Source organism: Veillonella sp. 20925_1_51, from assembly GCF_041431445.1.
Classification (GTDB): Bacteria; Bacillota; Negativicutes; order Veillonellales; family Veillonellaceae; genus Veillonella; species Veillonella nakazawae.
In genome coordinates this window covers 167526-191306 of record NZ_JAPVXT010000004.1, presented here as the reverse complement: position 1 = coordinate 191306, position 23781 = coordinate 167526, and the positions used below count along the sequence as shown (strand labels likewise).

Genomic DNA, 23781 nt, shown 5'->3' with positions numbered 1-23781 from the left:
CAGAATATATATTTTATTTATGCTTTTACAGATGGCAAATTACGACCATAGAAAATTTCCATCATTTCTTGTTTTAATTGATGTTTAATTTGTTTGATTTCTCGTTCACTCAATTCAGATTCAGTAATCCCAAAGAGATAGTTATCTAAATCAAATTCTTTTAACATCATTTTTGTGTGGAAAATATTTTCTTGATATACGTTTACATCAATCATGTTGTACATGTTACGAGTTTTTGCGTTGATGTAGTTTTGGATGGAGTTGATACGATGATCGATATAGATTTTCTTACCAGATACATCACGTGTAAAGCCACGAACATGGTAGTCCATTGTAAGGATATCGGAATCAAAGCTTTGAATCAAATAGTTAAGTGCTTTAAGGGGAGAAATCTGACCACATGTAGATACTTCAATATCGGCACGGAACGTACTAACCCCTTTGTGCGGATGGCTTTCAGGATAAGTATGTACAGTAAGGTGAGATTTATCAAGATGCATGACTACATCTTCCTTTTCAATTTCCTCTTCAGAAATCAAAATCGTAACAGACGCACCTTGAGGGTCGTAGTCTTGTTTCGCTACGTTAAGGATGTTAGCACCGATAATGCGGCTTACTTCCGTTAAAATAGCTGTTAAACGATCTGCATTGTATACTTCATCAATGTACTGAATGTATTGCTTTTTCTCTTCTTCCGTACGAGTATAACAAATATCATAAATATTAAAACTCAATGTCTTTGTGAGATTATTAAAACCATATAATTTCATTTTAGGCTTTGCTTTAACTGGTGTATCCATGATATGTCATAACCCTTTCCATGCATAGACTTACTATTTTTTTGAAAGCTTACCCCGTCGAGGCTCAAAGCTTTTACCATATAACTAAACAATATCTTGTTTATACACAAACTCTACACTAAACTGTCCATTATCGTAGGTAACGATGGCAAATGTACCGCCAGAGCGGTCGCGAGCCAACGATATACTGCCGGGATTCACAAATACCGCATCACGAACACGAACCTCACCATGATGATGACTATGACCGGACACGATGAGTCGCGCCCCCATATCAGTGCCTAACTCAATCAGTTTTTGTATTCGATTATAATATGATACCTCATGACCATGAGTCATGTAAATATAGGTATCCTCTAGAGGAATCAACTGTTCTCGCGGTTCAAGAGGCTGTACACGGTCATTATTACCGCGCACTGCATACACAGGAATATCAGTATGTTCCTGCATATAGCGTGCATCATCACCATAATCACCAGCATGAAGCCACATATCAATTTCTTGGTCTGCTGTAGCCTCCAAGACAAGATCTATATCATCTAGATACCCATGGGTATCACTTAAAATACCAATTCGTTTCATTTTATAAGTTCTCTAATACTATTATATTACATATTTATATGAACTATACCATATAGTTCGAAAATATTAAAGCTTGTTAATTAATTTGCGTAAAGCACGGCCACGATGGCTGATGGTTTCCTTTTCTTCAATGCTAAGTTCTGCCATTGTCTTTTCAAATTCAGGTACATAGAAGTATGGATCATAGCCAAAACCATTGTCTCCTTTTGGCTCATCTTGAACAAGTCCATCACAATAGCCTTCAGCCGTCACTTCACGGCCATCAGGATATACGAGAGCTAAGGCACATACATAATGACCTGTGCGGTCACTTTTACCTTGCAGTTCGCGAATTAATTTTTCATTATTAGCTTGATCATCACCATGATGACCTGCATAACGCGCAGAATATACGCCTGGTGCCCCATTAAGAGCATCTACGGTGATGCCAGAATCATCGGCAAGACATGGACGATTGGTAGCCTTTGCATAGTAGTGAGCCTTTAATAGAGCATTTTCCATAAAGGTTGTACCTGTTTCCTCAGGTTCCTCAATGGTAACAACCTCTTTTACCGGTACACAATCGATAGATAAATGAGAGAAAGCCTCAGAAAATTCACGAATCTTCCCTTTATTGCCTGTAGCTAATACGATTTGTTCCACCTTACACCTCCGGAGCTGTAGGATATACCTTACCTACTTTATCTGCTATCGTGCCAAGTACTTCACGTTGTTTTGCCATGAGCTCATCTGTAGCAGCCTCTGCTAAATCAAGTAATGCATTGAGCTCATCACGATTAAAGGTACCATGTTCACCAGTACCTTGTACCTCAACCATATTACCAGATCCGGTGCGCACCACGTTCATGTCAACGATAGCTGCACTATCCTCTTCGTAGCAAAGGTCCGTAATAGGCCCGTCAGGACCAATACCTACGGAAATAGCTGCACAGAAATCGGTAATTGGGAATTTGCCTGCGCCACCAAAGGTGAAGTCCACCGCATCAACGAGGGCTACAAAGGCACCTGTAATAGATGCTGTACGCGTGCCGCCATCGGCTTGAATTACATCGCAGTCGATCGTAATAGAACGTTCACCAAGTGCTTCAAGGTCTACAACAGCACGTAATGCACGACCAATAAGGCGTTGAATTTCTACAGTACGGCCCGTTTGTTTACCCTTTGCAGCTTCACGGCTTACGCGAGTTTTCGTAGAACGTGGCAACAAGGAGTATTCTGCTGTTACCCATCCTTGACCAGATCCTTTTAGCCAGCGCGGCACAGAATCCTCCACAGTAGCTGTACAGATAACCTTAGTCTTACCGCACTCAATGAGTACAGAACCTTCTGCATACTCTGTAAAATTCCGTGTTATTTTAATAGGTCGTAATTGACCTGCTGTTCTATTATCGCTGCGCATAGGAACCTCACCATTCTAAATCTAAACATTAGAACGCCCCTTACACAAAGGGGCGTTATCTTTTCTTATTATATCACAATTTAACTATTTTTTATCACTACGAATCAGATTATAGTTACCAATTCTAACACAGTATGGTTCATTACCAAAAGTCACAACTTTGAGAATCTACCACTATACCTCGTATTGTCCATCGCCAAGTGGGTCTACCACAACATAACGGCTTGCACCGCCTTCTGCTTTAGCCCGTTTGGCCTCTGTAATAGCATCTTGACGAGTTCCCTCATCAGCTTGCCAAGGAATGAACATGGCATAAACACTTTGTGGCCCATAAGGTCCATATTGACCATGTGAAAGTACGCTATGCCATCCAACTTTATTTTCGTACATGCGTACCTTTTCAAGGCGTTCCTCTTGTACACCTGTTTCATCGTAGTACACATTGTAGCGGTTCGACCATATATCACCTACACCAGTGCGTTCCTCTTCGGCCATCTTATGACGGTTAGCCCATTGTACCTTCCACTTAGCGATAAGGTCATCAATATAAGCGGTTACATTTTGGCTTTGCTTATATTTAACAGGGTCAAAGGCAGGTTCGACGACCTTGCTGTAATCAAGGCCTGCCATGGATAAAATAATACCAGTATTTACATATGGCAATGCTTCTTGTACGGAGTAACCACCTTCTAAGACAGCTATATCTGCTTGCAATAAATCTACAAGCTCAGCATAGCCCTTTGCGGTTACTTGCATATTAGCCAATGGATCGCTAAAGTGATTATCTTGCCCTGCAGAATTAATAACTATGTCTGGATTGAATTCTTCTAGGATTGGCAATACTAACTCACGCATAACCTTCATCAAGCCTTCGTCACCAGTCCCAGGTGGCAATGGGATATCTATATTTCCACCGATGGCTTGTGGACCACCAAATTCATCCATAAAGCCTGTGCCAGGATATAAGGTCCGTCCATCTTGGTGGAAACTAATGTATAGCGTATCTGGATCATGATAGAACACATCTTGAGAGCCATCACCATGATGTACATCTGTATCCACCACAGCAACCCGTTTAATACCATAGGTTTGACGCATATGTTGAATCATGACAGCTTCAATGTTAATGGTACAGAAACCACGAATACCATGAACCATGGACATCGCATGATGCCCTGGCGGTCTTACTAAGGCAAAGGCTCGATCTACTTCACCGCGCATAACCGCATCAGCAGCGGCAATAGCACCACCTGCAGACACACGATGTGCTTCCGTTACCCAGGACTCTAAGTTAGGAGCGCCCACATGAACGCGCTCTATGGTATCCCAATCGGCCACGATAGGATTATATTCCACAATATTAGGTATATCTAATAAGCCTTCCTCAACGATTTGATCACGCGTATACAGCAATCGCTCTTGTCGTTCTGGATGAGTTTCAGAAATCTTCCAGTCAAAGGCAGGGAAAAACACTAGACCTAAACTATGCTTTGATGCATTTGTATCAGTATGTAACGTATCATCTACATTTGTATTAATACCTTTATTCATACCCGCATGTCCAAGTCCATGACGTTCACGATAGGATAAGCCTTTATTCCACATACTGTTTCACCCCCGCTGCTAATTGTACTTTTACAGTAATTAATCGTTCCATCGATTGCCAGCCCTCAACAACAGGGAAATCTTCTATACTAATGACCTCTATATCTTGGTCCTTACCAAGACCTAAACGCAATGCTTCTTCACTGAGAGCTTCTTTAGCTCGTTCTACCACTTGTTCTACTCGCTTCAACGTACAGGTTTGTTGTTTAATCCCTAGTTCAGGAATAACGAGTAAGCGTCGTTTTGTATCGACATGAACAGTGAGTTCAATGGTCGATAATGCTAGGGCTGCTCCGATAGCATTCGCCACCGCCGCATTTTCTGGAATTGTGACAGGCAAATTCAAATACTCGCCAATACTTGGGCCTAGACTAGGGGCTGTGCCACCTACTACGACGATTTGAGCCGGTACAAATACATTGGGATTCACAATATCCGCTACTACATAGATAGGCCGTTTATTTTCTGCCCTTACCACCTCATCGATGCCATGCTGAATTGTTTGCAACGCCTTATTTACGATTGATTGAGCAACGCCAGAAGCAGTTATATCCTCTGCTAATTGTTGTTGAGTCTGAGTTGTATCTCCGTTTGTACTAGTATTTAGTCTATTAGCCAATACCTCCATAGCTCGTTCAGCTAATCCAACCTTACCATAGCACGCATAACCTAGTACAATGAGAGCATCCCCTAATGTAGGTTCTACACCTCCTAAAGCTACCGATGGGCCCACCCGTTCAGGTCCGACAGTAATTTCACCATCTACAACGCGAACGACAGATTCACCGCCAATACCAACAGAGGTAACGGCAAAGGAGCGTACCGCACTTGGGTATTCACGAATAGATACACCACTTTTAGTCATCAACGGTCTACCTTGTTTCCACAAAGAAATATCTGTAGTGGTACCACCAATATCCAAAGCAACTGTATGTTCATTCCCAATAGCTCCAAGAGCAGATAAGCCTAGTACAGTTGCCGCAGGTCCTGTAAAAGCGGTCTCTACTGGTCTACTCACCATATGTTCTATAGGTAAAGAACCTCCATCGGCCTTTAATATATGAAGTGGAGCCTTAATGTTTCGCACGCTTAACGCATCTTCTACATTCTTCTTAAATACTGTAAATACCGGTGTTACAGCGCTATTAAAATATGCGCTAATAGTACGACGTGGAAAATTCAAAGAGCCGCTTAATAAGCTGCCATTAGAGATAGTATTATATCTATCTTTCAATGCTTCTGTTATAGATAATTCTTCTTGAGGATTCCGTACCCCAAATTTAGCAGATACAGCAGCCAAATCTGTGCCACTACGAGATTGTACCATTTCGGCTATATGTCGAACTGCATTTGTAGGTGTACGTTCCACCACAATACCTCTATGATCAGTATAGCCTTGAAGATAGATAGGATTTACAGGGAATATATCGTCCACATTTCGGCCAGGTCCCGTTACTACAAACAGGTCTACCACTTGCTCTTTCTCTTCCACGATGGTGTTTGTTACCACAGTAGTAGACAGCGTAACTTGATCAATATTTGTAGTATCACAATGTTGGAGAATTGCATCAAGGGCCTCGCCTATGCCTTGCATTAAATTATCTTTGGTAGTCCGTCTTTTAGCAGATGCTACTACACGATGGCCATCGATGATGACCGCATCTGTAAAAGTACCACCTACGTCTAAACCTAGTAACATATAACCTCCTTATCAAGATTAATAGAGGATACTTAGAAATGCTAAATTAAGTAAAAAACTCTATTTTACCTAGCATATAACCACTATTAACTTTCACAATATATAAAAAGGCTGTACCCATCTCTATGTGATGAGTACAGCCTTCTGTTATTTACCAGATACAGATGCGTAATTTTTAATGATAACAATCGGAGTCATTTGGCTATCATTACCAAATGGATTATCAATCAACAATTGTGCAATTTTATTACCGTCAATGCCACGGCTTGTACCTAACACAGCGGAACGTTTCAAGTCATTAACGTCAGCTACAACAGCGCCATAACAGCCTGTGCGAGAAACGATTTTCTCAGCTACTTTATCTGGATCCTTTGGACCAAATACGATGTGCTTGTCGAATGGAGGCATTGTACCAGTTACATCATCTGTTAAAGATGCTGCACGAGCAATTGCATAGAATACACCTGGTTTGCGGAAAATCTTAGCAATAGCACCTAAAATAAAGGCACCCAATACTTTCCATTTACCATCCAAATTCATAGCGGATTGCATGCCATAAATGGATGCCATAGAGCCATCTGGATGGATAAAGCGATTAATTAAACGAGCTTGCCAGCAAACATTTAGCTCTTCAGGACGTGTAAAACGACCTTGTGTAATAGCTACTACAGATTCAGCTACACATACGATATCTTCAGGTCCAATATTATGACCGCCAAATTCAACGATAGCATCCACGATGTCATCATTATCTGTAAGAATACGTGTTGGCACACATACTAACTCTAATTCTGCCATTGTTATGCCTCCTTATTGAACCAATGCTGCTTGAACTTCTTCAGCAGTCAAACGAATACGTTGTTTATCGATATGATAATCTGTACGGCCTACGATTTGGTAGTAAATATCGATGTCCATATAAGGGAAGCCCTTAATATCTTCACGAATATTGCCATTTTTACCTATTAAGGTAACGAATACACGAATAGTACCACCTTTGCGAGGTTTGATGATAACAGCTTCAAAATAACCATCATGACGAGGACGATTAATGTCCATAGCCCATGCATGTACTTTCACAGCATCAAAATGTTCCTCTGGCAACAATGGACGTGGGAATAAGTCCATAATTGTACCAAGTTGACGTCCTTTGTTCACAAATGGAATATCGCAGAACAAGGTAATAGATTCAAAATTACGGTCAGATACTTGGAAGTTTGTTGCACGTTTTGGCAATAAAATAACCTTTTCATTACCTTGTTTCAATACGAACAAACGGAATAATAAATACAAAGCTGCAATAGCTACAATAATAGCTATTACTACACTTAGGATGTTATAAAACCACATAGGGCATCTCCTTTATAATGTAATATGTTCAATGCTGCGACGACTTGTATCAAGGAAAGAGGCGCTCAGCGTATCACCAAGCTCAATATCCTTTGTAAAATACAATGACACAGTACCCGCCGTTTTTTGAGGGTTAAACAAATCTTTACCCTCTAATCTGCGGCGAACAAGTTCACTCGTTTCAAAAGCAGGGTCGATGAATTGAATGCGCCCTGACGTTAGTTCCTCTAGCAAAGGTTGTACAAATGGGAAATGAGTACAACCCAAAACTACGACCTCAATCTCTCGGGACAATAAAGGCTCTAGATATTCAGTACATACATCGCGTACAAAATGGTCATCTAAATGACCTTGCTCAATAAGGCCTGCCAATTCAGGACATGGTTGCTCCCATACGAGCACTTCATGATCAACTTCAAGGGCTACATGTTTATGAATATGACTATTCACAGTTGCTACCGTCGCCATGATACCAATGGTCTTGCTTTTACTTTGACTAATCGCTGTTTTTACGCCTTGTGATACTCCAATAACGGGTACAGACACGCGTTCACGTACCGCATCAAGGGCTACAACGGTAAACGTATTACAAGCAATAACCATCAATTTTACAGGCTGTTTTTCAAGAGCCTCTGCAATATGACAAGCTAAATAAGTAATTTCATCATCACTACGATTCCCCACAGGGTTATTCGCATTATCACCAATATAGATGAAGTCTTCGTTAGGGAATTGTTCTTGTAAGACCTTTAAAACAGATAGCCCACCTACACCGGAGTCAAACACGCCGATAGGCAATTGTTGTACATTACTCATTAGGCATCTCCTCAACAGCTGCTAACATAGGCTGATAAAAAGTATCGTCTAATCGCACAATTTTACCTGTTGATTTTGACATAAATGCATTCTTGGTCTCTCCCGTAGCTAGGAGCGCACCATCACTGGCACGGCGCATACGATAACGGAATATCATTTGAGCACGTGTCATTTTAACCAAATATGTTTCGATGTGAAGTTCATCATCAAAATTTGCTGGTTCTTTATAATTGCAAGATACATTCATGATAGGAAATACAATATCCTCATTCATCATATCCCACAAGGTTACACCGATTTGACGAAGGAATTCAATGCGTGCCATTTCAAACCATCTAAAATGATTACTATGGTGCGCAATACCCATCATATCGGTTTCGTAAAAGCGTACATTTACTGAAGCAATATGCATATATTTATCCTTCTTTTTTCATAGAATACAACCTTCATTGTATATCTATTACTTTAGCGTGTCAAATAAATAAAGGCAGTTTAATCGCAACGGATCAAACTGCCTTAATGGTTAAAAGCTAGTTACTGCCACCAAATGGGAAGTATTTTTTTGCCTCTTCTTGATGACGAGTTTTAATGTAACGATTGGCAACCTTGAAGGCAAGACCAAGCACTGCTACATCATCTATCCAACCTAATACAGGAATTGTATCCGGTACAATATCAATAGGTAATACAAGATACCCTAAGGCACCAGCAATGACTGCTTTTACATATTTTGGAGTGTCCTTGTCACGCATACAAAGGAACAAGGTCACTGCTCGTTGTACAAAGGCAAGCTTCTTACCATATCGTCCTAAAAAAGCGGCGAATTTAGATTCGTTAAAATACTTACCATATTTAATAATTTTCAATGGATTCATCTTCATAATCCTTTAGCGCCTATTTGCGCAAACCACCAATTTTATCTTTTGCTGTATTAACAGTGTTTGTAGCAACATCTTTTGCTGTTTCAACAGCATCATTAGCTTTAGTTTTTGCAGTTTCTACTGCAGCTTGTGCAGAAGCTTTAGCTACTTCTACGCCACCTTTAGCTAATTCTTTAGCTACATCAATATTTCCTTTAGCAACATCAATTTTCTCTTTTGCCGCATCGGTTACTTTCGCCACAACTTCTGCTGCATTGTCATGGATTTGATATTTTGTTTCTGTATTCCATTTATCGATAGCAGGTGTTACTTTTTCTTCGTAAACTTGTTTCAAAGTTTCTTTAGCAAGACCTGTTTCATTAGCAATACCAGCCCAAACGTCGCGTTGACCTTGTGTGAAAGGAATGCTAGCGCTTGCATCACGGATGATGTCACCTGCTATAGCTTTACCACTTTCAAGGAATTCAGCAACCATTGGTTTATAACGTTCGATATCAGAAGGCATACCATCTTGAATCCAAATGTGAGCAATTTTACCAATAGCATATGTTAAACCAACCGCTACAGGAACGCGAACTGCTTTTAGAGGAACAAGAAGAGAAATAGCCGCTGTACCTACAGCTGTGCTAAGACCACCAACTAGACCCACTACGGCACCAGATTGCAATTCTACTTCGTAAAGATGTGCAATGCGAGTTACCATATACGTTGCATTGGCGCACAAAGCAACACTGCTGAATTTAGGGGACAATGCCAATGCCGCTGCACGACCTGCACCCCAGAAAATAAATTGTTCAACTTGATAGTCACGATCTTGAGAACCATCCATAAGTGGCTCAAGTGTTACGCCATTATATTCTGCCATAAGTATTCTCCTTTGTTGTGAACCAACTATAGGTCATATTATTAGTATTATTATACCATTCTATTGATATAAGGGGAATAAATTTTTACAATTCTCCTAAGATTTAAAAAGCGAAATATTATCTAAAATTTTCTATATTACCAACTAGTGAGACCACCATCGATAGTCCATGCTGCCCCCGTTACAAAGGAAGCTTTATTGCTCAATAAAAATACAATAACTTCCCCAATTTCATGAGGTTGACCAATGCGGCCCAAGGGATAATGTTGGCCCATTTCAGCCTTAGCAGCCTCTGCATCTTGCTGAGCATTTGTAATTTGTTTATCTACTAAAGAGGTATCCACATCACCAGGACAAACACAGTTAACGCGCACATTATGTGGTGCCATTTCAAGGGATAGTGATTTCGTAAAACTCACTACCGCACCTTTTGAAGCACCGTATACAGAGCAAGCCACATTGCCTTGTAAGCCTGCATCACTAGCTACCGTTACGATACTGCCCTTTGTAGCGCGCAAATAGGGCAATGCCGCTTGGCACAAGAAAACCGTACCTTTCACATTGGTACCAAACATTTCATCAAAGGCAGCTTCCGTTACATCTGCTAGAAGCTCTTCTTCATAATAGCCTGCTGCTGTTACGAGAGCAGAAACACCGCCAAATAATTTAACGGTTTCTTTTACAATACGCTGACAATCTTCAATCTTCGATACATCCCCTTGGATGTACTGCACCCTTGAAGAATAGCGGCGCAATTTCATCTTAGCCTTTTGTCCTGATTTTTCATCACGACCGTTAATGACAACACACCAGCCTTCTTTAAGAAGCAATTTTGCCGTAGCAAATCCGATGCCCGATGTGCCACCACTAATCAATGCCACTTGTACATCACTTTTATGAGGCATACCTTGCCCTCCTATAATGTTGAAACATAGTCATAGACTAATTTCAACAACATAACTGTCGTTACCGACAAGAATACAACACGTACCAACGACGAACCCTTAGCAATAGCTAAATGAGATCCTAAGTAAGCACCTATAATTTGGCCTACCCCTGTAGCTAAGCCGTACTTAATATTAACGTGACCTAAGCAGAAAAATACGATTAAGGATGCTAAATTACTGGTAAAATTCAATATTTTTGCATTCGCAGAAGCATGCAGAAAATCAAAGCCAGTAAAAATAAAGCCCATAATCAAAAATGTACCTGTACCAGGGCCAATAAAACCATCATAAACACCAATGCCAAGAGCAAAAGCCATGCAAATATACAATGCTTTTCCTGCTACTGCTGAGGTACGGTTTATTTCGCCCCAATCCTTTTTAAATACCACAAAAAGTGTGACACAAACGAGTAGGACGATAATAATAGGCTTTACATACAAGGGTGGCAATGATACAACTGCTAAGGTACCAATCATGGATCCTATAAATGTAAAAGGTAGTAATTTACGAACTAGAGAAAAATCAACCATGTGATTTCTTAAGAATGTAATCGACGCACTGCCAGCTCCAAATATACTAGACAGCTTATTACTGCCTAAGGCCATACTCGGCGGAAGGTTCGTTAATAGCATAGCAGGAACAGAGATTAGGCCCCCACCACCCACAATGGAGTCTACAAAGCCGGCAAAAGCACCTGCTACAGCGAGCAAAACGAGAATTAGGATATCAAATGGTAAACCTGTTACCTCAATAAGCCACTCCATATAAACCTCCTGTAGATAGCACATCAACGGTAGCCAAAAGGCCACCGTTGTCATGCTAGTTTATTTTATTTTGCACCTAGACGATCTAAAGCTAATGTGTATCCATCAGCACCATAGACTAAGCATCGTTTGACACGACTAATAGTAGCCGTACTCGCACCTGTTTCTTCTACAATTTTTTCGTAGCTATCACCAGCACGTAGCATTTTTGCTACTTGTAAGCGTTGAGACAAAGCTTTCAATTCATTAATCGTACAGATATCTTCAAAGAATGCATAGCACTCCTCAGTATTTTCAAGCGTTAATATAGCGGTGAATAGCTCATCGTTTTGTTTACTTCTCAACTTCTCATTGATACTCATAGGATCCTCCTACTTCTTATTCATCGCTTTAGACCAAGCATCGCCAATCATTTGGACTAATTGTACCAAAATAACCAAGATGATAATGGTAGCAATCATAATATCAGCTTGGAAGCGTTGGTAACCATAGCGGATAGCAATATCACCAAGGCCACCGCCACCGATAGCACCAGCCATTGCAGAGTAACTGATGAGGTTAACGATAAGAACCGTTACATTATCGATAATCGTAGGCAATGCTTCAGGTAATAATACTTTCCAAATGATTTGGAGTGGACTTGCACCCATGGATTGGGCCGCTTCAATTACGCCAAAGTTAATATCTTTAATAGATGTTTCTACAAGACGTGCTAAGAATGGAATTGCAGCGATTGTTAAAGGCACACAAGCTGCAGTGGTCCCAATAGATGTGCCTGCCACCATACGAGTGAATGGAATGATAGCTACCATCAAAATGATAAATGGTACAGAACGCGTTGCATTGACGATAGCACCTAGCACCTTATTAAGCGCTACATTTTCTAAGATATGACCCTTAGAGGTTACTACCAAAATAACACCTAGAGGAATACCAAGTAACATAGCCATGACCGTAGAGATGATGGTCATTTGCAATGTATCAAGGGTACCAGTTATGAGAAGATTAATGATTTGCTCTGACATAACCGATCACCTCGCTTTCAATTGGTAATGTTTTGATGTAGTCTAAGCCTTCTTGCGCATTTTCTGGGTCACCATTCAAGATAACGATAAGGCGACCAACGCATGTATTTTGGATATAGTCGATGCCACCAAAGAGGATACTTACATCGAGGTTAAAGCGTCGTACGAGACCTGCCACTACAGGTTCATCTGTAGATTGGCCTGTGAATTTAAGGCGTACTAATGGGGCTGTGCCGGCAATCCATTGGTCATGCAATTCTAAATGTTCTAACGCTTCTGGTGGTAAGTTGTCACTTACTACAGAGCTGATGAATTCTTTTGTGGTATTTTCACGAGGATGTGTAAATACTTCAACAGTGCTACCTTCCTCGAGGATTACACCACCTTCGATAACCGCTACGCGATCACAAATTTCACGGATTACGTGCATTTCATGAGTGATGAGAACGATGGTAAGGCCCATTTTTTCGTTGATATCTTTCAACAATTTCAAAATGGATTCTGTTGTTTGCGGATCCAGAGCAGATGTAGCTTCATCACAAAGAAGAACCTTTGGATTAGACGCTAAGGCACGAGCAATACCAACACGTTGTTTTTGACCACCAGACAATTGAGATGGATAGTTGTTCATACGCTCAGTAAGGCCTACGATATCAAGGATTGGCGTAATGCGTTCCTTGATTTCGGATTTGCTCAAGCCTTGTAATTCCAACGGAAATGCCACATTGTCATACACTGTACGAGAGGACAAAAGGTTAAAATGTTGGAAAATCATACCAATATCTTTGCGTGCTTTACGTAAATCGGATTTGCTAAGTGTTGTTAAATCTGTACCATTGACGATAACAGAGCCAGATGTAGGAGCTTCGAGCATGTTGATGCATCGAATCAATGTGGATTTACCGGCCCCTGATTGACCGATAATGCCAAAGATTTCACCTTCTTTAACATCAAGGTTAATATCTTTTAATGCTTCCACACGAGTAGCGCCCTCATATACTTTACTAATGTGTTGTAATTGAATCAAAATAATGTCCTTTCTTAAGGTAAAAGTTTACCATGTAATGAAAGTAGATTACCTATTAAGGCAAACCTTCTTCCATCAATTTTTCTAATGCTTCGCGTAGACGAAGTGTAATAGCACCTGGTTTACCACCAGATACTGGATTTCTGTCTAGCTTAGTGATTGGGATGACACCACCAATTGTATCGGTAAAGAATAATTCGTCCGCATCATCTACAAAAGCGCGGTCAAATTCTTTTTCAATAACTGTAATACCTAGAGATGGTGCTACGCGGGTCAAAATCATTTGGCGCGTAATACCTTTTAAGATATGATTATCTGCTGGATGCGTATACAAGATACCATCTTTGACAGCAAATACATTAGATGTTGCACCTTCTGTACAAACGCCATCACGGAACAACATGGCAGTATAAGCAAATTTCTTCTCCGCTTTAGTTTGTGCCAAAATATTTGGAATCAAATTAGTAGTTTTAACATCTACATGGTCCCAACGCTCATCAGGTAATGCAATCGCTTTTACACCTTCACCCAATTTATTAACTGCATCCATATCCAAATTACGGATAGACATGAGCATTTGTGGTTCTAGTTTGGAACGATCATATGCATGATGGCGTGGCGCTACACCACGAGAGATTTGCAAATAAATATAGCCCTCTTTGATTTCACTTTGCTCGATTAAAATTTCGTGCAATTCTGTTAAATCATCTGGGGTCATTTTTACGGGAATATCCATTTCACGCATAGAGCGATACAAGCGATCTTGATGGTAGGACAATGCGAAGCAACGGCCTTTTACGACACGCACTACTTCATATACAGAGTCACCAAACAAATAACCACGGTCATCAATACTGATAACTTTGGCACCTGGTTCAACAAACTCGCCATTAAAATATGTTAATTCTTGCATAGGAGCACCTCTTTTTCTATATCGTTACTCTATCAAGTAGTAATCATCATGGACTTATTATATCACAATTACTTTCAAATTTTCACACTTTACTTAGTGAAAGATATAACTTAGATATACAAAAATCCGCTAGGATACCATAGTTAAAAACTATATCCTAGCGGATGTATATTATTAATGTCCTAATATAAATTTACGTAATGGTTTAGGTACATGGTTTAATATCATGGTAGTCAAATAGGACAGGCCTAGCGCCATCACATACATAGCTAGCACATTAACTACGGTATATAAAAGATTATATTTAGCCATCACGCCAGAGATGATCAACAACCAGAATGGATGTGCTAAATAAATACCGTAGGACTTATCCCCTATTTCTGACCAAGTGGACTCCATGGTCGCATTCATTGGTAAGGTTTGGAATAAGAACAGGCTAAATAGTGTTCCCAGTCCAGTATAGAGGACACCCATTGGGCTCATTTGATGAACTGTATAAATTGCTTCAAGCACTGTATAATGCCATACATCCATGACATAGTAGTAGGATCCAAGCATCAACAAAATAGAGCCTACCGCACTAACACCTAATAAGTAACGATAGCGCCACATGTATTCACATACCGTTTCATAGCGCTCAGCACATACAGCCCCCAACAGGAATATCCACACATAATGGATAACCCAATAGTTAAGTCTCATGTCAAAAAGATATTTCAACACAGGATTATTACTAAGATGTTCTGTTACCCAACGGCCGAGCATGTAAGATGATACATAATCGATGCCCACTTGGATGATAAATAGTAATACCATCCAAAATACAGGGCGTTTTAAAATGACTTTCACCATAGCTCGCCATAGCGGCATCATCACGTAGAACCATAGGAGGATAACCATAAAGTATAAATGATACATAGACGTACCAAATAATAGATTTACAGCCAATGGTCCAGGATGTAAATTACCTAGATTATGCGCCGTTAGTCCCGTATAGAGCAAATAAAATATGGACCACGTAATATATGGAAATAGCACCACCTGAATACGGCGGTGCATAAATTCCTTATATGAGAATGGTCCCTCTACAGATGTATGGTAGAACAATCCAAATGCAGAGAGGAAGAAAAATGCTGGTACTCCAAAGCGCGATAGAATTTCTAAGACGCTAATGAGTTCTAAATTTACAAAAGGATTTTGTAATGCGTAAGAACCTACATGAATGCCGATAACACCGAGCATACAGAGTCCACGCATATATGTAATTTCCGGTAAAAATGCTTTTTTCATGTCCATTCCCTATTCATTATTGACCAGGTACAACTGCAGGTGTTGGCACAAGGCGTGGACCTTGAGATGTTGTAGCCGGTTGTTTAACTACTGGAATTACAGATGATATAGTTAGAGCAGCTGTTGTCTTTGCTGGTTGAGCAGGTTGTGCTGGCGCAGCTTGACCGTTCGCTTTAGCTGCTTCCTCAGCCTTAGCCTTAGCCTCTGCCTCAGCTTTAGCTTTCGCTTCTGCTTCACGTTTCAAGCGCAATTCTTTTTCAAGAGGTACCACTGGTTTGTCGTAAACAGTGATATCTGTTTCGAATAGACGACCCCAAGGGAATGTAGCTTTTACTGTACGAGGATCGATTTTGAGATATTTTTCAGCGAAGTCTTGAATTCGTTCGCCTAAGTAGCTTTCGAGACGTTCATTTAACTCACCAGAATAACGTACATTATCTGTGCGAATAGAGTCTTGCATACGGTAAATATCTTTGCGGATATTTGCTTGGTACGCCCAGTTATCCAAATATTGTTGAGTCAACATTTTGCGGTGACCTTCTGGGCTCATAGTTTTGAGCAATACCCCTTGCGCAATGGCGTAGCCTACCGTATTACTTGCGGTATTCCAACCATTGTACGCACCGATTTTGTATAACATATCGCGTTTGTACATAGCAGATACTAATGTATTGTCCGCACCATTGTTATAAGCAATATCAGCAACGCTTACGTTTACACCAGAATCAACAGCTTGTTGAATTCGATCTACAAAAGCATTTGTAGAATTAGAAATCATCGGGAAGTTCTCGAAGCTTTCAGATTCACCAGTGCTTGTAGTAAGTGGTGTATTTACTGCTAACAACACAGTTGGTTTACCTTGTGTCACCATAGTGCCACCTACGGCCTCAACGTGTTGAGCAATTGTTTTATCAATCGTTTGGTCTTCGTAACCTGGTAATGTTTTACCGCCACCACCGAGTGGGTAAATTACAGAGAATGTAGGTTTTTCTGTACTTTCATCTGTACGAGAACGAGCCATCAACAAGAGCCCAAGTTGGTCGGCACCAGGGAAGCTACCATATTTCTCAGCAGGAATATCCTTAGAGTATTTACTTAAGTAACGACCTTCTAATGCAGATTGGGACAATTGGGATGTATCATCATGGCCCAATGCAAAGTAATCGAATACACCGCTACGAGTTTCGTCGATCAACTCTTTGTTGATTTTCATATTTTTTTGACGGCGGTCAAACCAGTCTTGTAAATATTCTACAGGAACAGAGGCTTGTAAGCTCATCAATTTTTGAGTTTCCTCTTGTGTTAAGGAGCCAGAGTCTAATTTATCTTGCAATGCTGCAATTTGGAAGATAGTAGGACCGTATTCCGCATAATAAGCTGGTTCAGTGCCGCCCCCACTAGCACGTGGAGAACGCATTACAGTGCCAAAACCATAAATACGCACCTTTTTATTACGAGCTTTTAAGGATTCAATACGTTTTAAACGGCTTTCCAATGTAGTAAGTGGAATGTTGTGTTTACGAGAGTCTACAAGACCACCATAAATAAGCGTATCTGTACTCAATACCATCACATCAGCACGACCTGCATTTTGTTCAACCCAAGCCATGATTTGATCTGCTTGACCTTGGTAATTCTTACCAGAAATCAAGTTCTGAGGTGGTGTCAATATAGTCATACCTGCTTCGCGAGCTGTATCTACAGTATATTGTAAGCTTACAGGGCGATCATCTTGAGGTACATACAACACGGTTTCCGCATCAATTTTAATAGATGTGCCAGTAGCGATAGCTGCAGCCATAAGTGCTACTTTCAACCATTTATTCGTCATAAATCAAATCTCCTTCTGTGTAGCGAGTACTCCCGACTCGCGAAATTAACTGTTTTATAATACTCTCTTTTTCTGACACTTTTATGAAATGTTCATATGCTCAATAGTATAATTATATCATTTGACTATTATTTCGCAACCGGCTTGGTTTTTCCTACCTTAGGCAGACTCCAATTGTACTTGAGGGCCAGTAGACGGATAACGAGTACTACTGTGAAAGCACCATATACGGCCATATTGTCCCAACTCGATGTAACCATAAGATAATAAACGATGCCTCCAATAATACTAGGCAAGGCATATACATCCTCTTTCAAAACAGATGGGATGCGTTGCGCCAACATATCGCGGATAATACCGCCACCAACAGCAGTGATTGTACCGAGCAACACAATAAAGATAGGCAACTCTGGATAGAGTTTAAAACCTGCCGAAGCACCTGTTACGGTAAATGATGCTAATCCTAACGCATCGGCCAACAAGTAACTAGCTCGACTACGAGGTCCCATCGCATGCTTGCGATATCGGCTGTTATAAATCAAGAACACGATAACAGTTACCGCTAAAACAACGGTAACATACACTATATTTCGCAATGAATTCGGCGGAAAATAGCCGAGCAACACGTCCCGTACAATACCACCACCAATAGCAGTAGCCAATGCAAGGACAGTCATACCAAATATATCCATCTTCCGGGATACCCCAACGAGTGCACCGGATACAGCAAAGGCAATGGTGCCAATCATATCAAATATATACCAAATAATGTCCATAATTCCCCCAAATAATCTATTCGCATAACTGCGTACACTATGATAGACTTTATGTAAGATATTATACATGAAGAGGTATGCCAATGACAAAAGACATTACACCTACAGACATTGAAAATATGGATGAACGCACACGGGACGAATATTTTATGGCCATAGCCATGGAAGAAGCTCGAAAGGCTTATGAACTTGGAGAAATCCCTATCGGTGCCATTCTCGTAAAAGATAATACCATTGTTTCGCGCCACCACAATCGTCGTGAACTCGATCATGATGCAACGGCCCATGCAGAGGTCCTCGTAATCCGCGAAGCATGCGATGTTCTCAAGCGCTGGCGGTTGACTGGTTGTACCCTGTATGTTACGATAGAGCCGTGTCCGATGTGCGCTGGAGCCATTATTAACAGTCGTATAGACCGTGTTGTATATGGTGCAAGTGATTACAAAGGAGGCGCCGTGGAATCGCTATTCAATGTGCTCTCTCATCCTGGTTTAAATCATGAACCAGAACTAGCATCTGGTGTGCTTGGTGATGAATGTAGCCAAATTATGAAAGACTTCTTTAAAGAGCGCCGTAAAGCACGGAGGAGTACCCAAGAGGCTGAAGGGTCCGCACTCGAAATGCGGTAGGTCGGGCAACCGGCGCGGGGGTTCAAATCCCTCCTCCTCTGCCATTCTTTTAAATGATAATGATAGAGATACAATAGATAAACCTAGATACACCTAGATACACATAATACAGATGTTATCTAGGTTTTCTTATATTATTGAGTGAATTTTGTGTATCAATCATTCTCTATTATATGGTGGTATTTGCCCCATTTATTGCCCCATGACATTTTACAAAATCATATAATCATCTCTTACACCTTGCTATATTAGTAGGGTGTTTTATTTTACACCAATAAAAATGTGCCCAATCATCACACATGAAAGGGCGTAAAATGCTTATAAAAAAGAGTTATACATGTTGCATAACTCTTAATACCAATATAATCTTTCTTCTTTAGGAAATGAGTTTAAACTTCCGTATTCCTCCAATTTATTTAAAGCGTGTACTGTATGCCACTCACTACCTTGCAATGGTTCTTTAACAATAGCCACATTGCTTTTACGATCTAATTCTATTATGCCATACTCAGCACTAGCGTTAGGGTGGAACTCATATATAGCTTTTTCTTCATTTAGTTTTATTAATATAAGAGATAACATTTTACCACTCTTTCCATATCATTTAAGTTCATTATACATAGTGTTAAAATAAGATACAATATAAGGCCTAGTCATGACTAGGCCTTTTTTTAGTACAAAATAAACACTATTTATAAAGTATTTGGCGTAAACAAAAAGCACAGATCACTAATGGTTAGCGCTTTTTTGTATCTATATTTATCAATACTTTAGTAACTTTATGAGTTATAATATACACAAGATATAATTACTGCTATTAAATAGACTCAAGGGGACACTACTATGAAAAAATATTACCCTTATCTCATTACAGTGAGTCACATGATCAACGACTCCTGTCAAAGTGTGTTGCCTGCCCTCTTACCTCTGTTCATTTATACCTATGGACTGAGCTTAGAGCAAGCAGGTTTTCTCATCTTAGCTAATACAGCATTATCATCATTATTACAGCCTTTACTAGGTTATATTTCGGACAAGATCAATCAACCGCGGCTCATTGCCTTCGGCGTTTTATTATCTGCATGTAGTACAGGTATGATGGGCTTTGTTACCTCTTATGAAAGCCTCCTCGTTTGTGCCACATTAGCTGGCGTTGGATCTTCCATCTTCCATCCTGAAGGTGCGAAGATTATGAACCGTCTCGGTGGTGGCAAGAAAGGTAAGGCCATGGGCACCTTTGCTATCGGCGGCAGCTCAGGCTTCGCCTTTGGTCCACTCTTTGCAGGTGCCATTGCTTATACAGTTGGGCCTCATGGATTGGCAGCTTTCACCGTAGTAGGTATTATTATATTTACTATATTGTTCATACTAATGCCTCATATCGTAGCTCATGCACGTACTATCGACCAAGCAGTAGCTACTGAAAATCCAACAGTGGCGTCGAAACCGCTGAAGAACTACTGGAAATACTTTGGCATCTTGTTCATTATTATCTTGAGCCAATCAGTAAACTTCCGCGTTATCAATGCGTTTATTCCGATTTTCTGGACTCGTGAGCTCGGTACAAGCCCAGAACAAGGTAGCTTTGCCTTGACTGTATTCTTTAGTATTGGCATCTTCATGACCTATATTGGCGGTCTATTGGGCGATAAATATGGTCCTATCAAGATTATCAGACTATCCCTATTAGTTTGGTTACCCGCTATGTTCCTATTAACAGAGGTTCCAACCTTCTCACCACTCATCATGATGCCTATAGCCTACTTGCTACTACTCATGATTGGTGCTGCCAAAGCAATTAGCTACAGCCCAGTTATCGTACTAGGCCAAACATATCTAGCCAAAAGTATCGGCTTTGCATCGGGTATCACTCTTGGCGTGAGCCAAACCATCGGCGGTGTCATTGCTCCTGTCGTAGGTAACCTAGCAGATACCTACTCCTTACCGGTAGCTATGATGACACTCGTGCCATTCCTCGTAATGGGCCTTGGGGCATCATTGATACTTAAAGATCCTAAAAAATTACACTAAAAAAGCCCCCTTACGGGGGCTTATATTTTTAGCTAAATTAGTGTTTTAGCATTTCATTCAAGATAACTACGTCCGTTTCTTTCATACCTTGAGCCACAGTGCCGATACTGCGTATGGTATCATCAACGGAGTATGCTACAAGGCCATCGCCTTTTTGGTAGTTCTTGTTAAGACGTGCTTGTTTATATCCCATAAACGCGCCATCAAGGGAGATAGCAATTTTACCTGCACAGGATGGTTTTGCTCCGTCACAAACGATACCGGATAAGCTGGCAAGACCATTTACTAAGGTATTCTCAATGATATCCTTGCTATCACCTTTCAAGAAGGCAATACCTGCTACACTTACAACACCAGCAGATACAACGCCGCAGTATGCGGACAATTTACCAATGCCAGATTTAACGTATAGTGTTAACAAGTTAGCAAAGACTAGCGCTCGATAAAGTTCATCATCACTTTTACCAAGTTCCTCGGCAGTCGTAATGATAGGTACCGATACTGTTAAGCCTTGGTTACCAGAGCCAGAGCAAATTACAACAGGCAATGGACACCCACTCATACGCGCATCGGATCCAGCCGCTGCACGAGCTTTACATTTTGTTTCTAGAGACGGGTTTTCTTCATCCAACAACAAGAGCTGGCCAATATTGGAGCCATAATCATTAGACAAACCTTCTCGAGAAATAGCCGTATTGTATTCTACTTGCTGTTTGATTTGAGGAATGATGCCAGAAATATCTGCCGTTTTAGAAAATTCGTAAATGCTATCAAAGGTCATTGCATATTCGGTTTTGGCTGCTTTCTGAATTTCATTGATTGTTTCAGACACAATCTCACCATCTACAGCAACATAGGTTACATTCGTATGGTCATTTTCAATGCGAACCACTGCTGTATGTTCATCTGTTTCAGCAGTGATTTCAATATAAAGATTATCTACACCTTCAGCGAGTGAGACCGTACAGAAGTTAGCATCTAGCAATGTGCCAAGCCATTTACGATCTTCATCTGTAGCAGATTCTAATACCTCTAGCTCACGCTCAGGATGACCTACGATAGCACCAAGGGTAGCAGCCGCTTGAAGGCCCTTTCGCCCACCAGAGTTAGGAATGACTACGGATTTTACATTTTTAATAATATTCGCGCTGCATCGTGCGTGAATATGGTTAGGAAACTCATCTAAAACAGAGACTGCCTTCGCAGCCGCATAAGCCAATGCAATCGGCTCAGTGCACCCGAAGGCAGGACGCATCTCTGATTGTAATAAGGAAATATAATCCATCTTATACTTCCGCAATAATTTCCACTTCTACCAAAGCACCCAATGGAAGGTCTTTTACTGCTACGCAAGAACGAGCTGGTTTAGAAGTGAAATATTTAGCATACACTTCGTTAAATGCTTTGAAGTCAGCAATATCAGCCAAGAAACAAGTAGTTTTAATAACTTCAGAGAAGTCAGAACCTGCTGCAGCCAATACAGCATCAATGTTTTTACATACTTGTTCAGTTTGCTCTACGATACCACTTGCAACAATGGAACCAGTTGCAGGATCGAGTGGAATTTGACCAGAAGCGAATAATAAACCGCGTACTACTTTAGCTTGAGAGTAAGGACCTACTGCTGCTGGAGCTTTGTCTGTGTGAATTGTGTTCATAATAATTCTCCTTTAAAATATAATTGAAAATAATATAGATCATTCTAATGCCGCCATACTCACATTAGTAATTACCTTGTAAATGACATACTTCGTGAAAGCATATCTATCATAAATTATTTAATAGATTTGAAGGCGTTGTCAAATATCGTTTTGAAATAATCCCGTTGTACATCAGTTGTTACACCTACGTATAGTACCGGTTTGCCTGGCTTTAACACAAATGCAGTATTTGCATAAAGCGGAGTTTGTACATTTCCATCCGCATATAACAAGCGAGAACTTGCTGCATAAGTTTGATATTTTGTACCAGCCACAGGATGTACTTGTTCCGCATTTTCTACGGTAAGCGTTCTAGGTTTTATAAGCAGTTCACCTGACCGAGTCTTAAGATTAGCATAACGTTTCGGATCATTTAAAGGGACTACAGTTGTAGTAGTTGGAATTTGCTTGTTAATGGCACCTAGCATGAGTTGCTCTGTAACAGGATCAATTTGACCTTTATCTAGAGCTGCCATTGCAGCTACAAACATAGGATCATTTGTCTTATCTTTAGCCACTTGCTGTGCTATTTGTTTAACATCTACAGCTACTACTAACGCATCCTTTTGACCTGTTTTGTCAGCACCTTTTAATTGGTATACGTCAAAAGTAGTGCCAAAGTTTTGAAGAAGCTCCTTGGCCATCATATTTGCCATTGAAGATTTTGAAGGGTTCTCATTCAATTGTTTTTCTACAAAATCACGTGTATTTGTTTTAGATGCAGAAACAACATTTACATTGTTAGGCACTACCATAGAACCTGCAATAGTTTGCACATCCTTAGCGAAACCTACGCCAGATACAGTACCTAATAAACAGGCTGCACAAGCCAATACTTTCAAAGATTTCAT

General features: G+C 40.5%; 27 protein-coding genes and 1 tRNA gene. 3 read left to right on the top strand and 25 right to left on the bottom strand.

All coding sequences use genetic code 11. The features are described from left to right. Window positions 1-17 precede the first annotated feature (17 nt). The 21 genes from speD to O3607_RS06190 all read right to left on the bottom strand — a co-directional run bounded on the left by speD (window position 18) and on the right by O3607_RS06190 (window position 18570). The gene (gene speD / locus O3607_RS06290; RefSeq protein ID WP_060924105.1) at window positions 18-800 is read right to left on the bottom strand and encodes an adenosylmethionine decarboxylase; all 783 of its coding nucleotides are present in this window, start codon (window positions 798-800) and stop codon (window positions 18-20) included. A gap of 84 nt (window positions 801-884) precedes the next feature. After that, on the bottom strand, window positions 885-1382 hold the full coding sequence (locus O3607_RS06285; protein ID WP_024066691.1) for a metallophosphoesterase: 498 nt from the start codon (window positions 1380-1382) through the stop codon (window positions 885-887). A gap of 66 nt (window positions 1383-1448) precedes the next feature. Next, window positions 1449-2024 (bottom strand): XTP/dITP diphosphatase, encoded by a 576-nt coding sequence (locus O3607_RS06280; RefSeq protein ID WP_156719665.1) that lies wholly within the window; start codon window positions 2022-2024, stop codon window positions 1449-1451. A gap of 1 nt (window position 2025) precedes the next feature. Then, window positions 2026-2781, bottom strand: coding sequence for a ribonuclease PH (gene rph / locus O3607_RS06275; protein ID WP_287515235.1), 756 nt, complete (start codon window positions 2779-2781; stop codon window positions 2026-2028). Window positions 2782-2955: 174 nt separating this feature from the next. Beyond that, window positions 2956-4386, bottom strand: coding sequence for a histone deacetylase (locus tag O3607_RS06270; protein WP_371443565.1), 1431 nt, complete (start codon window positions 4384-4386; stop codon window positions 2956-2958). After that, window positions 4376-6085, bottom strand: coding sequence for a hydantoinase/oxoprolinase family protein (locus tag O3607_RS06265; protein WP_371443564.1), 1710 nt, complete (start codon window positions 6083-6085; stop codon window positions 4376-4378). The genes O3607_RS06270 and O3607_RS06265 overlap by 11 nt, the downstream gene beginning before the upstream one ends. A 147-nt stretch (window positions 6086-6232) precedes the next feature. Continuing rightward, window positions 6233-6883, bottom strand: a complete 651-nt coding sequence (locus tag O3607_RS06260; protein WP_005387981.1) for a coenzyme F420-0:L-glutamate ligase — start codon at window positions 6881-6883, stop codon at window positions 6233-6235. 12 nt (window positions 6884-6895) lie between these two features. Next, entirely contained in the window at window positions 6896-7435 is a 540-nt protein-coding gene (locus O3607_RS06255) for a hypothetical protein (RefSeq protein ID WP_316109987.1), read from the bottom strand. A 12-nt stretch (window positions 7436-7447) separates the two neighbouring features. After that, on the bottom strand, window positions 7448-8251 hold the full coding sequence (gene murI / locus O3607_RS06250) for a glutamate racemase (RefSeq protein ID WP_129823777.1): 804 nt from the start codon (window positions 8249-8251) through the stop codon (window positions 7448-7450). Beyond that, entirely contained in the window at window positions 8244-8663 is a 420-nt protein-coding gene (locus tag O3607_RS06245; RefSeq protein WP_005387975.1) for a thioesterase family protein, read from the bottom strand. The genes murI and O3607_RS06245 overlap by 8 nt, the downstream gene beginning before the upstream one ends. Window positions 8664-8781: 118 nt before the next feature. Continuing rightward, the gene (locus O3607_RS06240; RefSeq protein ID WP_024066183.1) at window positions 8782-9126 is read right to left on the bottom strand and encodes a YkvA family protein; all 345 of its coding nucleotides are present in this window, start codon (window positions 9124-9126) and stop codon (window positions 8782-8784) included. Between the two features lie 19 nt (window positions 9127-9145). Then, window positions 9146-9997 carry a hypothetical protein gene (locus tag O3607_RS06235; RefSeq protein WP_005387972.1) on the bottom strand — a complete coding sequence of 284 codons (852 nt, stop codon included), beginning with the start codon at window positions 9995-9997 and terminating at the stop codon, window positions 9146-9148. A gap of 137 nt (window positions 9998-10134) precedes the next feature. Beyond that, complete coding sequence (locus tag O3607_RS06230) at window positions 10135-10902, bottom strand: SDR family NAD(P)-dependent oxidoreductase (protein ID WP_371443563.1); 768 nt, start codon at window positions 10900-10902, stop codon at window positions 10135-10137. An 11-nt stretch (window positions 10903-10913) separates the two neighbouring features. Further along, window positions 10914-11708, bottom strand: coding sequence for a TSUP family transporter (locus O3607_RS06225; RefSeq protein WP_039969619.1), 795 nt, complete (start codon window positions 11706-11708; stop codon window positions 10914-10916). A gap of 65 nt (window positions 11709-11773) precedes the next feature. Further along, window positions 11774-12070 carry a YerC/YecD family TrpR-related protein gene (locus tag O3607_RS06220; RefSeq protein WP_119208434.1) on the bottom strand — a complete coding sequence of 99 codons (297 nt, stop codon included), beginning with the start codon at window positions 12068-12070 and terminating at the stop codon, window positions 11774-11776. Window positions 12071-12079: 9 nt separating this feature from the next. Further along, on the bottom strand, window positions 12080-12733 hold the full coding sequence (locus tag O3607_RS06215) for a methionine ABC transporter permease (RefSeq protein ID WP_005387966.1): 654 nt from the start codon (window positions 12731-12733) through the stop codon (window positions 12080-12082). Beyond that, entirely contained in the window at window positions 12714-13760 is a 1047-nt protein-coding gene (locus tag O3607_RS06210) for a methionine ABC transporter ATP-binding protein (protein WP_178884544.1), read from the bottom strand. The genes O3607_RS06215 and O3607_RS06210 overlap by 20 nt, the downstream gene beginning before the upstream one ends. 55 nt (window positions 13761-13815) lie before the next feature. Further along, window positions 13816-14673, bottom strand: a complete 858-nt coding sequence (locus tag O3607_RS06205) for an aminotransferase class IV (RefSeq protein ID WP_227283744.1) — start codon at window positions 14671-14673, stop codon at window positions 13816-13818. Between the two features lie 174 nt (window positions 14674-14847). Next, window positions 14848-15969: an acyltransferase gene (locus tag O3607_RS06200; protein ID WP_316110652.1), complete on the bottom strand. Its 1122-nt coding sequence runs from the start codon at window positions 15967-15969 to the stop codon at window positions 14848-14850. A gap of 10 nt (window positions 15970-15979) precedes the next feature. Then, window positions 15980-17794 (bottom strand): DUF4127 family protein, encoded by a 1815-nt coding sequence (locus O3607_RS06195; RefSeq protein ID WP_371443562.1) that lies wholly within the window; start codon window positions 17792-17794, stop codon window positions 15980-15982. 128 nt (window positions 17795-17922) lie between these two features. After that, window positions 17923-18570 carry a trimeric intracellular cation channel family protein gene (locus O3607_RS06190; protein ID WP_371443561.1) on the bottom strand — a complete coding sequence of 216 codons (648 nt, stop codon included), beginning with the start codon at window positions 18568-18570 and terminating at the stop codon, window positions 17923-17925. An 83-nt stretch (window positions 18571-18653) separates the two neighbouring features. Between O3607_RS06190 and tadA the strand changes: the two genes are divergently transcribed. Then, window positions 18654-19199, top strand: coding sequence for a tRNA adenosine(34) deaminase TadA (tadA, locus tag O3607_RS06185; RefSeq protein WP_197718130.1), 546 nt, complete (start codon window positions 18654-18656; stop codon window positions 19197-19199). After that, window positions 19153-19243: transfer RNA gene (locus tag O3607_RS06180), tRNA-Ser, on the top strand. Before tadA ends, O3607_RS06180 begins: the two co-directional genes overlap by 47 nt. Before the next feature lie 307 nt (window positions 19244-19550). Here the strand turns inward: O3607_RS06180 and O3607_RS06175 are convergent. Next, window positions 19551-19781: a hypothetical protein gene (locus tag O3607_RS06175; RefSeq protein ID WP_005387959.1), complete on the bottom strand. Its 231-nt coding sequence runs from the start codon at window positions 19779-19781 to the stop codon at window positions 19551-19553. Window positions 19782-20042: 261 nt separating this feature from the next. On the opposite strand from O3607_RS06175, the gene O3607_RS06170 reads away from it, so the two are divergent. After that, complete coding sequence (locus tag O3607_RS06170) at window positions 20043-21230, top strand: MFS transporter (RefSeq protein WP_316109817.1); 1188 nt, start codon at window positions 20043-20045, stop codon at window positions 21228-21230. 37 nt (window positions 21231-21267) lie between these two features. Here O3607_RS06170 and O3607_RS06165 read toward each other — a convergent pair whose 3' ends face one another. From O3607_RS06165 to O3607_RS06155, 3 genes are all read right to left on the bottom strand, one after another. Continuing rightward, the gene (locus tag O3607_RS06165; protein WP_371443560.1) at window positions 21268-22515 is read right to left on the bottom strand and encodes a serine dehydratase subunit alpha family protein; all 1248 of its coding nucleotides are present in this window, start codon (window positions 22513-22515) and stop codon (window positions 21268-21270) included. A gap of 1 nt (window position 22516) precedes the next feature. After that, a complete protein-coding gene (locus O3607_RS06160) occupies window positions 22517-22888 on the bottom strand; it encodes a RidA family protein (protein ID WP_005387948.1) in 372 nt (123 codons plus the stop codon). A 116-nt stretch (window positions 22889-23004) separates the two neighbouring features. Then, the gene (locus O3607_RS06155; RefSeq protein ID WP_178884532.1) at window positions 23005-23781 is read right to left on the bottom strand and encodes a hypothetical protein; all 777 of its coding nucleotides are present in this window, start codon (window positions 23779-23781) and stop codon (window positions 23005-23007) included.

What these genes read in the sequence shown, in the direction of transcription:
- O3607_RS06160 (WP_005387948.1), bottom strand. Translation starts at nt 22,888, where the DNA reads ATGAACACAATTCACACAGACAAAGCTCCAGCAGCAGTAGGTCCTTAC.
- speD (WP_060924105.1), bottom strand. Translation starts at nt 800, where the DNA reads ATGGATACACCAGTTAAAGCAAAGCCTAAAATGAAATTATATGGTTTT.
- O3607_RS06215 (WP_005387966.1), bottom strand. Translation starts at nt 12,733, where the DNA reads ATGTCAGAGCAAATCATTAATCTTCTCATAACTGGTACCCTTGATACA.
- O3607_RS06155 (WP_178884532.1), bottom strand. Translation starts at nt 23,781, where the DNA reads ATGAAATCTTTGAAAGTATTGGCTTGTGCAGCCTGTTTATTAGGTACT.
- O3607_RS06175 (WP_005387959.1), bottom strand. Translation starts at nt 19,781, where the DNA reads ATGTTATCTCTTATATTAATAAAACTAAATGAAGAAAAAGCTATATAT.
- O3607_RS06265 (WP_371443564.1), bottom strand. Translation starts at nt 6,085, where the DNA reads ATGTTACTAGGTTTAGACGTAGGTGGTACTTTTACAGATGCGGTCATC.
- O3607_RS06165 (WP_371443560.1), bottom strand. Translation starts at nt 22,515, where the DNA reads ATGGATTATATTTCCTTATTACAATCAGAGATGCGTCCTGCCTTCGGG.
- O3607_RS06270 (WP_371443565.1), bottom strand. Translation starts at nt 4,386, where the DNA reads ATGTGGAATAAAGGCTTATCCTATCGTGAACGTCATGGACTTGGACAT.
- O3607_RS06225 (WP_039969619.1), bottom strand. Translation starts at nt 11,708, where the DNA reads ATGGAGTGGCTTATTGAGGTAACAGGTTTACCATTTGATATCCTAATT.
- O3607_RS06240 (WP_024066183.1), bottom strand. Translation starts at nt 9,126, where the DNA reads ATGAATCCATTGAAAATTATTAAATATGGTAAGTATTTTAACGAATCT.
- rph (WP_287515235.1), bottom strand. Translation starts at nt 2,781, where the DNA reads ATGCGCAGCGATAATAGAACAGCAGGTCAATTACGACCTATTAAAATA.
- O3607_RS06245 (WP_005387975.1), bottom strand. Translation starts at nt 8,663, where the DNA reads ATGCATATTGCTTCAGTAAATGTACGCTTTTACGAAACCGATATGATG.
- O3607_RS06230 (WP_371443563.1), bottom strand. Translation starts at nt 10,902, where the DNA reads ATGCCTCATAAAAGTGATGTACAAGTGGCATTGATTAGTGGTGGCACA.
- O3607_RS06285 (WP_024066691.1), bottom strand. Translation starts at nt 1,382, where the DNA reads ATGAAACGAATTGGTATTTTAAGTGATACCCATGGGTATCTAGATGAT.
- O3607_RS06260 (WP_005387981.1), bottom strand. Translation starts at nt 6,883, where the DNA reads ATGGCAGAATTAGAGTTAGTATGTGTGCCAACACGTATTCTTACAGAT.
- O3607_RS06200 (WP_316110652.1), bottom strand. Translation starts at nt 15,969, where the DNA reads ATGGACATGAAAAAAGCATTTTTACCGGAAATTACATATATGCGTGGA.
- O3607_RS06195 (WP_371443562.1), bottom strand. Translation starts at nt 17,794, where the DNA reads ATGACGAATAAATGGTTGAAAGTAGCACTTATGGCTGCAGCTATCGCT.
- murI (WP_129823777.1), bottom strand. Translation starts at nt 8,251, where the DNA reads ATGAGTAATGTACAACAATTGCCTATCGGCGTGTTTGACTCCGGTGTA.
- O3607_RS06170 (WP_316109817.1), top strand. Translation starts at nt 20,043, where the DNA reads ATGAAAAAATATTACCCTTATCTCATTACAGTGAGTCACATGATCAAC.
- tadA (WP_197718130.1), top strand. Translation starts at nt 18,654, where the DNA reads ATGACAAAAGACATTACACCTACAGACATTGAAAATATGGATGAACGC.
- O3607_RS06190 (WP_371443561.1), bottom strand. Translation starts at nt 18,570, where the DNA reads ATGGACATTATTTGGTATATATTTGATATGATTGGCACCATTGCCTTT.
- O3607_RS06205 (WP_227283744.1), bottom strand. Translation starts at nt 14,673, where the DNA reads ATGCAAGAATTAACATATTTTAATGGCGAGTTTGTTGAACCAGGTGCC.
- O3607_RS06220 (WP_119208434.1), bottom strand. Translation starts at nt 12,070, where the DNA reads ATGAGTATCAATGAGAAGTTGAGAAGTAAACAAAACGATGAGCTATTC.
- O3607_RS06255 (WP_316109987.1), bottom strand. Translation starts at nt 7,435, where the DNA reads ATGTGGTTTTATAACATCCTAAGTGTAGTAATAGCTATTATTGTAGCT.
- O3607_RS06235 (WP_005387972.1), bottom strand. Translation starts at nt 9,997, where the DNA reads ATGGCAGAATATAATGGCGTAACACTTGAGCCACTTATGGATGGTTCT.